The organism is Brevibacillus sp. JB24b (assembly GCF_051713385.1).
In the GTDB taxonomy this organism is placed as follows: domain Bacteria; phylum Bacillota; class Bacilli; order Brevibacillales; family Brevibacillaceae; genus Brevibacillus_B; species Brevibacillus_B laterosporus.
The window spans coordinates 1,778,817-1,795,102 of sequence record NZ_JBNVQV010000001.1; the positions used below are offsets into that span (position 1 = coordinate 1,778,817).

14 protein-coding genes are annotated in these 16,286 nt (G+C 37.9%); 10 read left to right on the top strand and 4 right to left on the bottom strand.

Going from position 1 to position 16,286, the window contains the following annotated elements; translation table 11 throughout:
* Nucleotides 1-134: 134 nt before the first annotated feature.
* Both ACQV1I_RS08710 and ACQV1I_RS08715 read left to right on the top strand, forming a co-directional pair.
* On the top strand, nucleotides 135-1,844 hold the full coding sequence (locus ACQV1I_RS08710) for a methyl-accepting chemotaxis protein (RefSeq protein WP_116334606.1): 1,710 nt from the start codon (nucleotides 135-137) through the stop codon (nucleotides 1,842-1,844).
* Between the two features lie 203 nt (nucleotides 1,845-2,047).
* Nucleotides 2,048-2,878 (top strand): lipoate--protein ligase family protein, encoded by an 831-nt coding sequence (locus tag ACQV1I_RS08715; RefSeq protein ID WP_176452333.1) that lies wholly within the window; start codon nucleotides 2,048-2,050, stop codon nucleotides 2,876-2,878.
* 228 nt (nucleotides 2,879-3,106) lie between these two features.
* Here the strand turns inward: ACQV1I_RS08715 and dat are convergent, their stop codons facing one another.
* The gene (dat, locus tag ACQV1I_RS08720; protein ID WP_116334599.1) at nucleotides 3,107-3,943 is read right to left on the bottom strand and encodes a D-amino-acid transaminase; all 837 of its coding nucleotides are present in this window, start codon (nucleotides 3,941-3,943) and stop codon (nucleotides 3,107-3,109) included.
* Nucleotides 3,944-4,132: 189 nt separating this feature from the next.
* On the opposite strand from dat, the gene ACQV1I_RS08725 reads away from it, so the two are divergent.
* Complete coding sequence (locus ACQV1I_RS08725) at nucleotides 4,133-6,727, top strand: adenosylcobalamin-dependent ribonucleoside-diphosphate reductase (protein WP_116334600.1); 2,595 nt, start codon at nucleotides 4,133-4,135, stop codon at nucleotides 6,725-6,727.
* 290 nt (nucleotides 6,728-7,017) lie between these two features.
* Here ACQV1I_RS08725 and ACQV1I_RS08730 read toward each other — a convergent pair whose 3' ends face one another.
* Both ACQV1I_RS08730 and ACQV1I_RS08735 read right to left on the bottom strand, forming a co-directional pair.
* Entirely contained in the window at nucleotides 7,018-7,665 is a 648-nt protein-coding gene (locus tag ACQV1I_RS08730) for a class F sortase (protein ID WP_094699167.1), read from the bottom strand.
* 115 nt (nucleotides 7,666-7,780) lie between these two features.
* Nucleotides 7,781-7,993: a hypothetical protein gene (locus ACQV1I_RS08735; RefSeq protein WP_236645845.1), complete on the bottom strand. Its 213-nt coding sequence runs from the start codon at nucleotides 7,991-7,993 to the stop codon at nucleotides 7,781-7,783.
* Between the two features lie 288 nt (nucleotides 7,994-8,281).
* Here ACQV1I_RS08735 and ACQV1I_RS08740 point away from each other — a divergent pair, with 288 nt between their 5' ends.
* From ACQV1I_RS08740 to ACQV1I_RS08755, 4 genes are all read left to right on the top strand, one after another.
* The gene (locus ACQV1I_RS08740) at nucleotides 8,282-9,376 is read left to right on the top strand and encodes an amidase domain-containing protein (RefSeq protein WP_116334601.1); all 1,095 of its coding nucleotides are present in this window, start codon (nucleotides 8,282-8,284) and stop codon (nucleotides 9,374-9,376) included.
* Nucleotides 9,377-9,456: 80 nt separating this feature from the next.
* Nucleotides 9,457-10,917: an oligosaccharide flippase family protein gene (locus tag ACQV1I_RS08745; protein WP_116334602.1), complete on the top strand. Its 1,461-nt coding sequence runs from the start codon at nucleotides 9,457-9,459 to the stop codon at nucleotides 10,915-10,917.
* 112 nt (nucleotides 10,918-11,029) lie between these two features.
* A complete protein-coding gene (locus ACQV1I_RS08750; protein ID WP_094699163.1) occupies nucleotides 11,030-11,626 on the top strand; it encodes a C40 family peptidase in 597 nt (198 codons plus the stop codon).
* Nucleotides 11,627-11,869: 243 nt separating this feature from the next.
* Nucleotides 11,870-12,580, top strand: coding sequence for a DUF421 domain-containing protein (locus ACQV1I_RS08755; RefSeq protein WP_094699162.1), 711 nt, complete (start codon nucleotides 11,870-11,872; stop codon nucleotides 12,578-12,580).
* A 133-nt stretch (nucleotides 12,581-12,713) separates the two neighbouring features.
* Here ACQV1I_RS08755 and ACQV1I_RS08760 read toward each other — a convergent pair whose 3' ends face one another.
* The gene (locus tag ACQV1I_RS08760; protein ID WP_094699161.1) at nucleotides 12,714-13,109 is read right to left on the bottom strand and encodes an SET domain-containing protein; all 396 of its coding nucleotides are present in this window, start codon (nucleotides 13,107-13,109) and stop codon (nucleotides 12,714-12,716) included.
* Between the two features lie 283 nt (nucleotides 13,110-13,392).
* On the opposite strand from ACQV1I_RS08760, the gene ACQV1I_RS08765 reads away from it, so the two are divergent.
* The 3 genes from ACQV1I_RS08765 (at nucleotide 13,393) to ACQV1I_RS08775 (ending at nucleotide 16,275) form a co-directional block, all read left to right on the top strand.
* The gene (locus ACQV1I_RS08765; protein WP_094699160.1) at nucleotides 13,393-14,658 is read left to right on the top strand and encodes an esterase/lipase family protein; all 1,266 of its coding nucleotides are present in this window, start codon (nucleotides 13,393-13,395) and stop codon (nucleotides 14,656-14,658) included.
* 457 nt (nucleotides 14,659-15,115) lie between these two features.
* A complete protein-coding gene (locus ACQV1I_RS08770) occupies nucleotides 15,116-15,412 on the top strand; it encodes a helix-turn-helix domain-containing protein (protein ID WP_094702890.1) in 297 nt (98 codons plus the stop codon).
* 17 nt (nucleotides 15,413-15,429) lie between these two features.
* Nucleotides 15,430-16,275, top strand: a complete 846-nt coding sequence (locus ACQV1I_RS08775; RefSeq protein ID WP_161555186.1) for an IS3 family transposase — start codon at nucleotides 15,430-15,432, stop codon at nucleotides 16,273-16,275.
* Nucleotides 16,276-16,286 lie beyond the last annotated feature (11 nt).

A 16,286-nucleotide genomic window follows, 5' to 3' on the forward strand; every position in this document is an offset into this window, starting at 1 on the left:
AAATTGACTGTTTGGAGTATCGAAATATCCATACTTCAAAAATAGTTTTCAAATTTGTAACATATTTATCATTTATTTTGATACTTTCGTCCGATATAAAAGTGTATATGAATGACTGGAGGGAATCATACCGAATGAAAGTAATTAACATGTGTAAGAAAATTAGCCTAGTGACCAATATTCGCATCCTTGTTGCGATTGGTTTACTTTTCAACTTGATCATGAGTGGGCTAGGAATGTATTTTATGAATGATATTAATAATTCATCTACGTTAATTAATCGAGATGTCGTAGATCCTTTAGTGAAAGCGAATAATTTACGCTCAGACTTTTATAAGCTAAGAATTGCTGTTCTGCAAACACTAAGTGATTATGATGCACAAAAAAATGCAGAGGTTGACAAGCTATACCAAACTGTTTTGGCTACTGAAGCTGATTATTTTACTAACCGTGATCAATATGAGTTTGATCGAGAAAAGAAAATCAAACTGGATCAATTGTTAAGTGGTTATCGTGACAAGTGGATGATTATTCACGATACATATTTAAAAGCAAACAAACCAGTCCCGGATGAAGTAGAGCAGACTTTTGCTGAGTTCTCGAATAGATTAGATACAAATGTAAATGATATCATTCTTTACTTAACAACAAATGGAGACAAGCTAGATTCAGATGCAACAGAAAAATATGATTATGCATGGAACTATTACGCTGTTTTAATGGGATGTGTTGTTTTTTGTGTCATTTTGGTATCATACATACTTTCTACTTCAATTAATAATTCAGCTAAAGAAATGATTCAGTACTGTGAAGAGTTTGGAAAAGGAAATCTCACAATTAAGATTGAGGAAGCTGACAATACAGAGTTTGGTAGGATGAGAGGCGCATTGGCTAATGCCGTAATAACTACCTCATCAATGATTGATATTGTACAACGAAAATCAGATGATTTAACAAAGGCTTCGCATAATCTAAGTGCTATATCTGAGCAGTTAAGTGCAGCGTTTGAAACAGTCTCGCAATCTGTCCATGAAACCTCTACAGGGGTAGGGGAACAGACCAAAGATCTGGTAGTTATCTCTGAGACCTTGGCAGAATTCGGTGAACAGCTAACAGAAATTGTGCAATCGATACAAGTTGTTGATGGATTAACTCGTGATATTCAAGACATTGCACGCGAAAGTGACATACATATGAATAAAGCAGCTCATTCTGTAGAGCATACCAATGAAGTGTTTTTGGGACTAATTAAAAATATTTCAAAAGTAAATGAGAATGTGAACAAGATTGATGAAATTACTGGTTTAATTAATACGATAGCGGATCAGACTAATTTATTAGCATTAAATGCAGCAATTGAATCTGCGCGTGCCGGCGAACATGGGAAGGGCTTTGCCGTAGTAGCAAACGAAGTGAGAAAGCTAGCAGAGCAGTCTCGTATTTTCTCTCAACGTATTAGTGACCAGATTGGTACCATTTCTAAAGATGCCGAACATATGTTACAAACAGCAGATGAAATGCAGATGGAAATGTATACTCAGAAAAACGATATATCTAATGCATTGCACTCCTTTACCAACATTACAAAAGCAGTAGAAGATATTGGACCAAAAATTCATCACCTAAGTCAAAGCGCTGGTCATATTCTTGAAGAAAAAGAAACGATTTCTTCGAAAGTGGAAAGTAGTACAGTTGTTGCTGAAGAAATATTCGCGAAGACAGAAGAGATTGCCAGCACCTCTGAACAGACAACAGCTTCTTCACAGGAAGTGGCTACGACAGCAGAGGTTATGTTTGAGATGACCAATGAAATGCAGAATGTCATGAAAAATTTCAAAGTATAATTTGGTAAAAGCATGTAGATAGCAACAGGCTGCTTGACAGTTGGCGCTTGTCTCTTACTCTATAGAAGCCTTACAATGAGGAGTGTACTATGTCTAAGCAGCGTTGTTTGCCAATGATATAGAGTGCGAGCAGTCCTCATTAACACAGATTGCTCCCAGCCGCATGATTGGATGTAGATATATGGGAGGTATTTAGCATGGAAATGGAAAAATGGCGTTATTTGGTGACTCCACCTATGTCACCTGAAATGAATATGGCAATAGACGAAGCCATTTTAACTTTGCACAGCCAAGGAAAAGTACCGCCTACCGTTCGTTTTTATACATGGAACCCGGCGACTCTCTCCATCGGTTATTTTCAAAAAATGGAAAAAGAGATAAAAATTGATGAAGTGAAGCGTCTTGGGCTTGGATTGGTACGACGCCCAACAGGAGGTCGAGCAGTCCTTCATGATGCTGAGCTTACTTATAGCGTGATTGTGTCTGAGGATCATCCGCAGATGCCAAAAAGTGTAACAGAAGCTTATAAAGTGATCTCCATGGGCTTATTACATGGATTTCAGAAGTTAGGTTTACAAGCGGAGATGGTGTCACTTGCTTCAGAGGAAGAGAAGGCAAAATACAATTCCCCGGGCTCGTCTGCATGCTTCGATTCGCCTTCTTGGTATGAATTAGTGGTAGAAGGGAAAAAAGTGGCAGGCAGCGCACAAACACGTCAGAAGGGTGTTATCTTACAACATGGTTCCATCTTGTTGGATATGGATGTTGATCTGCTATTTTCTCTGTTAACGTTCCCAAGTGAACGTGTCAAGGAACGCATGATCAAAAGCTTTAAACAAAAAGCTGTTACAATAAACGAGGTAAGTTCAAAACTAATTTCATTAGAAGAAGCTATTGAAGCCTTCTATCAGGGCTTTGCCGAGGGACTGGGCATTGAGCTTGTCCCGATGGAATTGACAGATGAAGAGCAACAATTGGCAAATGAATTAGCGGAAGATCGCTATAGTACGGATGAATGGAATTTCCGACGATAGAAGTAAATCCCCCACCGTTACGTTTAAGCTATCGTAAAACGCAATAAAGCATTGGGGCAAGTAAACATAATGTGATTCAAAAAATGTAATAATAGTAAAAAAGTCGTTTCCTCAAAACAACAACGAGGGGAACGGCTTTTTTATAGACATGTATTTTACTGTTAGAGGGCATCTCTCTTTTTAAAGGCAAATTCGCTCTATTTTATACACCGTAGACTACTTAGTGCTTTAAGTGGCGATGTGATCTTCAAAGGCTTTTTGTAAACGTCGAACGATAGAACCTACTTTACCATCTCCTACAGGAGCACCTTGAAGCTCAACGATAGGAGTTATTTCGCTGGTGGTTCCAGTAATGAATAATTCATCAGACATTTGCGCAAAATTCACAGAAAATGCTTCTTCTAATACCGGTAGGTCAAGATTTTTGGCTAATTGAATAACGGTTTGACGAGTAATACCATGCAAAATAAGATTGGTAGCTGGATGTGTATATATTTTGCCATCTTTAACAGCAAATAGATTAGCTGAAGTCGCTTCTGTAATGGTGCCACTTCGATGAAGAATAGCTTCATCCACCCTTTGTTCCACTGCCTGTTGCTTTGCCCAACTGGCGCCGAGTAGATTTAGGCTTTTAATATCACAACGCAACCAACGAATGTCATCGACAAGCACTGCGCGTATACCGTTTTGCATCTGTTGAATTGGGCGTAATTTGGATGTAGCATACATAGTTAAAATAGGTCGGATATTTGAAGGAAATGGAAATTGCCGATCTGATACTCCGCGAGTAATTTGCATGTAGAGTATAGCGTCTTCAGAAAATTGCAACAGATACTGTTTAAGGACTTTTTGGGCAATATCAGTTAATTCTTTGCGAGAGGGAATCGTTAGAGAAAGCTCCTTTGCACTGCGTTCCAAGCGAATCATGTGGTCATCCCATTGATATAAGTGACCATTATAGATACGCACAACTTCATAAATCCCGTCACCGAACTGGTAGCCCCGATCCTCTGGAAAAATGGCAGGCTCATCTGGCTTGTACCAAGCTCCATCTACATAATACATGAAAGTTCCTCCCAAGGGAATAGGATGATAGTAACACAATATCTAGTGATAAATGTCGAAAAAAATTCTTATATATTCAATATATTGATTTGTGGACGGGCGTGTGGTATCGTTAGAACCGTCTTACATAAAGATAACAAAATGATCTGAGAGGGTCAATTTGAAATAAATTTTGGAGGGGAAAAGACCGTGGGTTTAGTAGAACATAAGCCATTAGAAGGCCTAAGTGAAAAGATCTTTTTGGACCGGTATGCAATGAAAGATCTAAATTACAAAAATACAAAGGTGGGAGATACGGTTCTCTTATTAACCAAGGATGACCCGAAGTTTCCGCAAAAAGAAGTGGGTGAAATTATTGCCCTTGAGGGAAGTCAAGTCTCCATTCTACTAAGAAGCGGCAATACCATTACCACAACGGTAGAAAAAACTACCCGTCCAATTGAAGTACAGCCAGAAGCAATGTGGGATCGGTTAGCTACCGCAATTGCTTCTGTGGAGAAAACAGAAGAGAAACAAGCAGAATGGACAAGCAAATTTCGTGAATTGCTAGACGATTGGAAATTGGTACCAGGTGGTCGCATTGCAGCAGGCGCAGGAGCAAGCGAAGAATTAACCTTGTTTAACTGCTATGTGATTCCGTCCCCGCATGATTCTCGAGGTGGCATCATGGATACTCTGACACAAATGACAGAGATTATGTCACGAGGAGGCGGGGTTGGTATTAACTTGTCCAGTTTACGCCCACGTCGTGCGTTGGTACGTGGAGTAAATGGCTCCTCAAGTGGTTCAGTATCCTGGGGTGGTTTGTTCAGTTATACCACGGGTTTAATTGAGCAAGGAGGCTCGCGTCGCGGTGCTCTTATGCTAATGATGAATGATTGGCACCCAGATCTAATGGAGTTTATTACTGTAAAACAGACAATGGGTCTTGTCACAAATGCCAATCTATCGGTTTGTGTATCGAATAGCTTCATGAAAGCTGTAAAAGAAGATTTAGATTGGGAACTCGTGTTTCCAGACGTAAATGACCCAGATTATGATGCAATGTGGGACGGAAACATGAAAAAGTGGCGCGAGGAGCTAGGTAAACCAGTTACAGTGGTTAAAACCGTACGTGCTCGGGAGGTTTGGCATACAATCATCGAATCAGCTTGGAAATCAGCTGAGCCTGGTGTCGTATTCACAGAGTATTATAATGACATGTCCAATAGCTGGTATTTTAACCCAATTATTTGTACGAATCCGTGTGGAGAGCAAGGACTTCCAGCTTGGGGCGTATGTAACTTGTCCTCTTTAAATCTGTCTAAATTTGTTCGCGATAATGATGTAGACTGGGGAAGTTTAGGTGAGGCAGTTCGCTATTCTATTCGTTTCTTGGATAATGTAATTGATGCAACTCCATATCATTTTGAAGAGAACAGAGAAAATCAACAATCAGAACGTCGAGTAGGATTAGGAACCATGGGTCTTGCCGAAATGATGATTAAATTAGAGATTCGATATGGTAGTCCTGAGTCTTTAGATTTTTTGGACAAGCTGTATAACTTTATTGCCCGTGAAGCATATCTGGCGTCGGCCGATATTGCAAAGGAAAAAGGTAGCTTTCCTCAATTTGACGCAGAAAAGTACCTCATGAGCGGTTTTATGAAACAGTTTGATGAAGAAGTACGTGGTGCCATACGTGAAAAGGGAATACGTAATGTTACCTTACTAACACAAGCACCAACTGGTTCTACTGGAACGATGGTAGGTACATCTACAGGAATTGAGCCCTATTATGCATTTGAATATTTCCGTCAAAGCCGCCTCGGTTTTGATAAGCAGTATGTACCGATCGCTCAAAAATGGATGGATACGCATCCGGGGCAAGACTTGCCAGTGCATTTTGTTTGTGCGATGGACTTAGCAGCTGAAGATCATGTACGTGTTCAAGCTGCGATTCAAAAGTGGGTGGACTCATCCATTTCGAAGACAGCAAATGCTCCACACGATTTTACAGTAGAAGATACAAAAAATCTGTATGAGTTGGCTTTTGACTTAGGGTGCAAAGGGGTAACGATCTACCGAGATGGTAGTCGTGATGTCCAAGTATTGTCTACGGAGAAAAAGGAAGATAAAGTAGAAGCAGGTGCAAATCAAGAACAAGCGAAAGCAGTAGAGCACCTGGGGTCAAATACAAGCGAGGAAGCTTCATCTCCTATACAGACTCAGGGTGTGAAGAGCGTAAAAGGTGGGACCGCGGATCGTGCTTATAACAAACGTCCGAAACGCTTAAGTGGCGCTACCTATAAAATGAACACACCATTGGGAAAAGCTTATATTACGATTAATGATGTAGATCATGCCCCGTTTGAAGTAATTGTGAATGTAGGAAAAGCAGGCAGTGATGTCTTTGCAATGTCAGAGGCATTAGGGCGGGTATCCACATTATTCCTGCGTTTTGGAGAGTTACCTGATGGCAACAAGGCTCGTTTGTTAATTAAGCATTTAAAAGGAATTGGTGGCTCAGGAGCGGTTGGTTTTGGAGCAAACCGTGTGGAATCAATCCCAGATGCTGTAGCGAAAGCCTTGGAAATGCATCTTGACGGAGAAGACGAGCATCAGGCAGTAGCAGCTACTAGTAGCTATCCGATTACCCCAGCGCCAGACAAGGAAGAGGCACATCACGATGTATACGGTGATGCTGATCACAAAGATTTTTGCCCATCGTGCGGATCTGCAACATTATTGCATGCAGAAGGATGTAAGACATGTACCACTTGCGGATTTTCGAAGTGTTCGTAGTTTGACTAATGTCAGTGGTCATGAGTAAAGAAACGTAAAATCTGCTTTTGATCCTGTATACATGATGTAAGAGAAAGTAATTGTAAAACGGCTCTTTTCGTATCTTTTGCGGGAGAGCCGTTTTTCATTTTTTGGAAGCCTTTTTCATTATGAGCGATTACTTGAATAGTAACGTTGATCTCTATTTGAAACAATTGCATACTTAACAGAAAGGGGACTTTCATTTTTTTCGAGGAATTGGACTAGCGGGGGTCTTTCTATATCCTTTATTTTGATTTGATTACAAGTATTCACTGATTTAATTCAGTAAATACTACCAATCTTTTTGCATGTTCTTGTGTTTTTTTATTAAACTTTCCAGAACAAGTAATAAGATTCAGATTGGATGTACCTGTTTCGCCGAAAATTCTCTCCAAGGGAGCCTCTTTTGTTTTAAAGGCTGTTACCTCTTTGACTACATAAATAAGCTGATGATCGTTTGAATCTGAGACGATAACGTGATCACCATGCTTCAATTTTTTCAAATGATAGAAGATTGCTGGACCAGTATAATGATCAAAATGGCCTGCAATAACGGCATTCCCTTTTTCACCTGGTTTGGTCCAGGGAGTTAAGATACCTACTTTATCAAATGACTTTGGAACATCCATATTCCCTTCCACTGTTATACCGACTGTTTCTATTGCTGTATCTAACCCAATAGAAGGAATTTGCAGACGATTTGGTATGAAGCATGTTGTATTCATTTCCGGTTTTGTCTGTGAATTCGGAGAAGGAACAGCTTTAGATTGTTTCGTGTGTAATTGTTTTTCTTGTATTTGAGGAAAGGTTTGATCAATAGGTAGAGGAGTGGGTATATTTGGCTTTTTTTCTGGACTAGCAGAGTTTGAACATCCAGAAAGTATACATATAAGTAAAGCAAGGAAAATTATTCTCATCTTACATACCTCTTATTCATAACTTCTTTCCTATTTGGTTCATTAATAAAATTCCATCAGGGATCGTTCAGAATCTGAGAATTCCCTGATGGAAAACACTGAAATGGTTTATTGCTTAGTTACTTGCACCACCCATGCCTGTTTTAGGCATACCTTTGATATGGAATTTGTGATGTTTTTTATGAGACATTGTTTTCACTTTGTGCTTTTTATGGGACATTGTTTTTGCCTTGTGATGTTTCTTATGGTGTCCATCTTCCATAGCGAATACTGAAGCATTAGAGAACACAAAACAAATGGCAAGTGTAGCAGCTAATAATTTTTTCATTTTATTCGTCCTTTCCAATTCTAATGGTGTACTACATTTCATATAGTCTCCACTTGGTAAGGGGATATGACAGTAAAATATTCCTAGCTAAGAGTACATTGTGTATCCTTTTAGGAAGTGAAAGGAGTAATCTCTTCATTTCGAATTGTAACTGGTAATTTAATCCTAAATACTCCTGATAGTCAATGGATAACCTATAAAATGAATTATTTTTATTGTCATTAGGTAAGTAAGGCTTACTATACCAGATAAAAAATCGAACAAAATACGAAATGTAGGGGACTCAAAATGAAAAAGGTATTTTGGATTTTTGTAGCTTTGGTCATTATTTTCATAAATAATACAAAAGAGGTCAAAGCGGAGCATGCAGAAATTGAGAGTTTGTTGCATAGCATGTTTAAAGAACGTTCGAACGCAATGATCACCAAGGAGTATGAAGCAATAAAACATCATTATCTTTCTAATCATAAAAGTAGTCGATCTGCCCTAGAACATGAAAGGGATCGAAGTACTTATATTCATACATGGGGGTCAAAAAGAAATCTATCATTTATTGATGCTGAAAGTAAAATTCAGATTGTACATATCAAACGCATAGGTACGAAAGCAAAGGTTTTTTTAAAACAATCGCAATTAATCACGTACCAGCATCACGGTATTCCATTCAATCCACAAAAATTTGGGATAGGAACACGACATCTCTTGACTCTAGAGCAAAAAGATAGGAAATGGCACATTGTAAAAGAATGGTACCTTGATCCTTTTGAGGAAAACCCCAATTTAATTCCTGTATCAAAAAAAGCAGTTACCAAAGAAGAGTTAGTCGTATATAAGCAAAGAAAGAAAAGAACAAGATATAACCGTGAAAAAGCAGTTTCTTATGCGGAAAAGTATGCTGGAGCAGCTTCCATGTCAGGAAACAAACACCGATACAATCCGAAATACGTAGATTATACCTACGAAGGAGGGGATTGTACCAATTTCACTTCTCAAGTTCTGGGCGATTCGCTAGAGGGTGGAGGCTTACCTATGCATGGAAGCTGGTTTTATAAAAAAGGTGGGAGCGTTGCTTGGATTAGAACCGATTCCTTATATCAATTTCTTATTCATAGTGGGTACGGTAAGCTAATTACGCGAGGAACCTATGAAGAGGTAGCTAAACCGAACAAAAAATTCCCTCAAGGTGCACTTTCCCATCTTCAACCAGGTGATTTAATTGCTTATGAACTTGAAGGGAATATTGACCATTTCTCTATCGTAACTGCTAGGGATGATCAAGGCTATGTATTAGTAAATTCTCATACTGCTGATCGTTATCATGTACCGTGGGATTTAGGATGGGATAAGAAAACAAAATTTTATCTGATCCATATTAGAGATTAACAGGGAAGAATTTATGGTATAACATGGGACAGCCCCACATAAACATCTCTTAATGAAAACTCTTCATAAGGAGTAAACATATGGGGCTGCCGCTTATTATACGTCAATTTCTTTTACGAAGTGGTCTTTTATTCCTTGTCAAAATAATTGGTGCAATCGGACGTATTTTGTTATTCCGTATATTTGGAGCAGAAGGCATGGGATTGTATCAAATGGTGTATGCCTTTTATGGGTTTGTTTTAACTTTAGTAACAGCAGGACTACCTACCTCGTTGTCTTTATCAACAGCTAAGGATGTTCATAAAGGCATTTATTTTCTAAAGGTATCGATAATTCTTACGTGTATTTTAGGTGGAAGTGCAACAGTACTATCATATAGTTACGCCGAGATAATTGCTGATTGGTATGGGGATTCGAAATTAAGTGTGGCCATTCAACTCTTGTCACCCGTTTTTTTGTTTGTACCTCAACTCCATTTATTTCGTGGCTTTTTTCAAGGGGTTGAAATATACGGTGTCATCTCCTTTTCTGAGCTACTAGAGCAATCAATGCGAATTATTACGATGCTGGTTTTAGCGAATCTATGGATAGCGTATGGAGTTTCTGTTGCGGTTGGAGGAGCGATACTTGGAGCTGTACTAGGTGGATTGTCAGCTCTTCTTTTTTTTATCGGGATATATATTCAGCAACGAAAGAAACTACGTTACTTGAGTTTACCTTCTCGTTTTAATCATAGTAATGAAACATCAGTCTTTTTAAAAATGTCTGTAAGTGTGCTTGCAACTAGGCTTTTGCTTCCATTAACGGATTTTATAGACTCCATATTAATTCCCAACCGTCTCATGCATTCAGGTTTAACTGCCCATCAGTCTACCATCATCTATGGAGAAATAACAGGTATGGCATTAACCATTGTTTATTTACCTTCGATGGTTACCTCTGCTTTTCTACATGTAATTATTCCAAAAATTGCTGGTAATTGGGAAAAAAACAATGTTGGGCAATTTAGGAGCCGTGTCAACAAAGCCATGAAGGTTGGCTGGTTATGGGGAATTAGTACATCCTTGTATTTCTTTTTATATGGACAAAACATTTCACAAGCGATTACGGGAGATGGGTCGCTCGCTTATTCTTTGATTTGTTTGTCTTTGATTCCTTTTTTATCAGGGATTCGAGATATTTCCACTAACATCCTATGGGTGAAAGGTAGGAAAAAAGGACCGTTAGTAGGTGTAGTATTAGGCGCTATTATTTCAATCATTATCAACTATTATCTGGTTGGAATTCCGTCATTTCAATACAGTGGGATTGTCATTGGAATTTTATCGTTTGAACTAACCTCTTTACTTTGGAATTTACAATACATGCGACATTTTTTATCATTGAAAATATTAATTGAGTCTGTCATATTTCTTGTTTTGTGCTATGCATTTGCAAGCATTTTAGATAGTTTACCTTTATTCATTCATGTTGTACTTTACTTTGGTTGTATATCTCTATACGTTCTTCTGCGTTTTTCGAGAAGAATAATCTATATGTAGTGTATTTAGTTTGCCGTGATTTGAAAGTATTTTTATGTTGGAAAGCTTTTACTAATGGAAAGTATCGATTACTTTGATAGGATTGTGTGAGGAAAGAAGGGAGGATATAGGTATGGCTTCAAGAATAAAACTCAGCTCAATCCTAACAAAGTCCGTGTTTATATGTTCTATTGGTCTTCTTTTTACCTGTGGCACTGCTTTTGCAACGGCGACAGATGAAAAAAAGGATAAAGGAACAACAAATAGTAGCTCTACTATAACTGTATCGAAACCAAAGTGGGAAGATACGGCCGATCATATTATTTCTTTGGGGAAAACCTATATGGGAACTCCTTATGTTTATGGTGCAGAACGTTTTCAAGATACAACATTTGATTGTTCCTCTTATGTTCAGTACCTGTATGGTAAATTTGGCATTTCACTAGGGTGGCACGCTAGAGAGCAAGCTAAACAGGGTACATGGATTCCATTTGATCAAATTCAAAAGGGAGATCTATTATTTTTTGCAGATGAAAAATTTCCTAATGAAACGGGTCTAAATAAGGTTCGACATGTTGGAATCTACTTGGGAAATGGAAAAATCCTGCACACCTATGAAGAGGGAATAGGTGTAATTATTAGTGATTTCCGAAATGATAAACTAGAGGAAGACTATTGGTACAACTACTTCCTTTTTGCAAAAAGGGTTATTCCTGAGACAACCAAATAGATTAAGATTTGAAATGTGATTTACACCTCATGAGACCAGGTAGCTCCCATGCATGTATTGGGGATATGGTTGAATGAGGTTTTTTTATAAGCAAAGCGAGGTATCAAGGAAAGCTTTAAAAGGGGGACAATAATGCAACATAGGCTATAGATAGGGCATGCATTTGAATGAAACGACAGCTTGCTACTGATAAGGTATATGTATTTATACAATTGGTCAAAACTGTACGTGAGGTGAGCAATCGTGTATGAATATATTGAAACAATAGGGCGAACAATCATTTCATTTGTTCTTCTTTTACTGATAGCGAGAATTCTAGGAAAGCAGACAGTCTCCAATATGACGTTTCACGATTTTGTGACAGGGATTACGATGGGGGCGATTGCAGCCAATCTTGCCTTTAATGAAAAAATTAAATCGTTAGAATTGATTTTGTCTTTAGTGGTATTTTCAGGGACTTCTTATCTTATATCAGGTTTAGCTATTAAAGTGAAAAAATCTAGAAAATGGATATCAGGAGCACCTACAGTACTTATTGAAAATGGAAAAATTTTAGAGGAGAATATGAGAAAAAATAAATATACATTGGATTCCCTTAACCAATCACTTCGGCAAAAAGATATTTTTAATATCCAAGAGGTCGAGAATGCGATTGTAGAGAGTAATGGAAAATTATCTGTACAAAAGAAAAAAGAATTTCAAAGTGTAACAAAGAAAGATTTGAAGGTATATACAGGAGAAAAAGAAAAATTTCCCGTAGAGCTAGTTATGGACGGACAAATTATAGAAGACAATCTACGCGAAAATAATTTGTCAAAGGACTGGCTGTATAAAGAAATAAACCGTATTGGAAAGGAACTAGATGAGATTTTCTATGCTGTAAAAACAACAAACGGGACTATTGTTTATGATTTTTATGCAGATCATATAAAATCTCCTATTGATAAAGAGTAGCAGTCTTATGGAAACTACATATTTGATTTTATCATGTTAGTAAACAACTAACCTTAACTTGTAAATCATGACAAAGAGACAACGGCTTCATTTCGTTGTCTCTTTGTTATGATCCTTTGGTTTCAGCCTTTTGTTATTGATTTAGTTCTTTTTCAAACCATAGTGGATCCTCGTTATCGACTTCACCATTATAGTTGATCAGTATCTCTTCTCCTGCCTTTATATCTGTGTAAGCATAGAAATCGATTGTGAGATTCTCAAAATTATTTTCATAAGTGGCATTAGGCTGATAGGAATGGTTAAATAGCATACCGTAGCCCAAGAGGAGAGCTGTATGGTCATTGCCATATTCAAACGCGTAATCAGCAAGTAGCGTTTTCTCGATGAAAACATGCTCATGATTTGGATAAGGAATAACAGGTGCCTCATGTATAAGCTCACCTTTTTTAATATCTCGGGTTGCAAAAACTCCTCTATTAAATTCGCCATTACTAAGTTTGGAATTTCTAATTTCAATCATGTTAGTCATCTACTCGTTCCTTCTATGAAATTGATTATCTTTATAGCTTACTAGTTCATCAGATTAAACGCAACTGATAAAAATAATCCAAATTATTTTTATTGTAAAATATTGTAAAAATTAATAAGATAATATATGTTATTACTAGATGTTATTTTATAGAAACCTAGTTTGTAGATGAAAGGAGTGTTCTCCATTTTAACTGCCTTGTTCTAGGTGTATTTGGTTTCCTATTGCTTTTTTGCACGGGTGTATCATCATTCAAATCTTATTTGATAGGAGGAGAAGGAATATGAAGAAAGCGATTTTGCTCTTGGTTATTTCATTGATGACATATGCCTGTATGGGGCTTTTACCTGCTGTAAAGGCGAATGAATTATCAGAAAATAAAAACAAAGAACCGATCATTCTTGTGAATGGGTTTCTAGGCTGGGGACGTGAAGAAGCACTTGGTTTTAAGTATTGGGGTGGATTTCATGATATACAGGAAAAGTTAAAAACAGATGGCTACCAAGTATTTACCTCAGCTGTAGGGCCTGTTTCAAGTAACTGGGATCGTGCTTGTGAGCTGTATGCTCAAATAAATGGAGGAACAGTGGATTATGGAGCGGCCCATGCTGAAGAACATGGACATGCCCGTTTTGGTCGTACTTATAAAGGATTTGGGTTGAATTGGAATGAGGACAATAAAGTTCACCTAGTCGGTCATAGTATGGGAGGACAGACAAGCCGTACTCTTGTCCAATTATTAAAAGAAGGTAGTTATGAGGAACAGGAATATAAAAACCAGCATCCTGAAGTAGAAATGTCTTCCTTGTTTGAAGGTGGGAAATCATTCGTTCGGAGTGTTACAACAATTGCTAGTCCTCATAATGGGACAACCCTAGCTGATGGGATAGGAACGTTTATCCCGTTTGCTAAGGATCTTCTTGTCGCTACTGCCTTTTTTGTGCATAGCTCAGATTACATGGTGTATGATTTTAAACTGGATCAATGGGGCATTAAGAAGAACAAAGGTGAATCGTTTTTCGATTATTCAAAGCGAGTATGGAATAGTCCCATTTGGAGTGATACCAAAGATACTTGTCAATGGGATCTTAGCACAGATGGGGCTAGAGAATTAAATAACTGGGTAAAGACTCAACCAGATGTATATTATTTCTCTTATAGTGCTAGCGCAACAAAGCAGGGAGTATTGACAGGGGTGCATATACCAATCTTATCAATGAATAAAGCATTAATGGGAAATGCACTATTTATGGGAGCATATTTGCGAAATGATAATAATCGACCGACTATTGATGAATCCTGGTGGGAAAATGATGGAGTAATCAATACAAAATCTATGATCGGTCCCGAAACAGATGAAATTGTTCCGTATAATCAGCAAGCACAAATCGGAAAATGGAACTATTTGGGCAAAAAAGCAGGATGGGATCATCTAGATCTTATTGGACTAAGTATCTCTGATTCATTAGGCTTTTCGGATATTACTACGTATTATCGGGAAATTGCTAAGATGGTAACAAAATTACCGGAAAATGAGATAGTATATTGAAGGCGTTTTCATCTTATCTAGATAAAATGAAATATGTCATATGCTTTTGAGAGGAGTGTTTATTTAAAACATTCCTCTTATTTTTTTCTCAACCATTTTGTTAACAATCATCATGATCTCTTGATTGTGAAATAATAGCTATTTATTTGGACGAATTTCATTCTATAAATCAATTAACATTATACACACTTGACATATAGGATAAATTTGCTAAAATAAATACTGCTCAACAGTTGATAACGATTATCAATGTCGCATTTTTAATGTTTTTTTTTTGCAATTTTTTATCGTACATAAAGGTGGTTATACTGATGTCAGAAGAAGGAGCGGCTCATTCTTTGTCCAGAACAGTAGAAAAAGCACCGCGTTTTTGGATTGCTAGTGAAGTGCACCCCTTAAAGTAGACATTGGAAAAAGCCCCAAGGTTATCCGATGACTTTAGGGGGTGTATTTTTTTATGGCGGTTAAAGGACAAAAATTTAAAAGTTATCCAGAATCATTGAAAATGGAAGCTATTCGTTTACACATTGAGGAAAAGTGGACGTATAAACAAATTGTAGAGCATTTGGAAATTCAGGACAAAGATCGCTTAAAAAAGTGGATGAGAAAGTACAGACAACAGGGTGAGTTTGGACTTCTAGATCGACGCGGACGTCGTCAGGCCTATATTGATCAGGATAGGTATGTCCAAAAACTGAAGCGCGAGAATGAAATCCTAAAAAAGTGTTTGGAAATCTGGATGCGGGGGGTGTAAGGAAGAAGTATCGAATTGTGGAGAGTTTGTCTACAATATATCCAATTACTGAGGTTTGTAAGGTGTTAGGAGTTTCGAGAAGTGGCTATTACAAGTACCTCTCTACTAGAAACTTGTATAGGGATAAATCGATGAAAAAACGGATCAGAACGATCTATGAACAAAGAAAAGGAATATATGGATATCGCCGAATTCAGGCCGAACTGTTACGCCAATTTGGTTGTAGGGTTAATCATAAGAAAGTATTACGCATCATGCAAAATCTGGGACTCAAAGCCATCATTCGCCGTAAACGTGCCTATATGACTGCCCATCAAGCAAAGGTATCGGATGGACGTGTTGCAGATAATTTACTCAAACGTGATTTTACCGCTCAAGAGCCTAATCAAAAATGGGTAACTGACGTTACCCAATATCGCATCGGTGAAGAACGTATCTACCTTTCTGCAATCAAAGATTTATGTACGCATGAGATTATCGCTTATCATATCAGTACTCGAAATGACAATGCGCTTGTTCTAGAGACTTTTAGGAAAGCATTTGAAATGCAAAAAGACGTGACTGGTTTGATCGTTCACAGCGACCAAGGTTCCCAGTACACGTCCCATGCATACCACGACATGCTGCCTACGGTTGGCGCCCAAATCAGCATGTCCCGACGGGGCAATTGCCTAGACAATGCCTCGATAGAAAGCTTCTTTTCTCATTTGAAAACCGAAGCCCTATATCCCTATGATATACGAGATCTTCAAGATGCTCAAAGGAGAATTGAAAATTACATTTATTTTTACAACGAAGAACGTCTTCAACTGAAGTTAAATAAACTGACGCCTAGTGAATTTAGGCGTCAGTTAGCGGCCTAACGGCCGGGGTT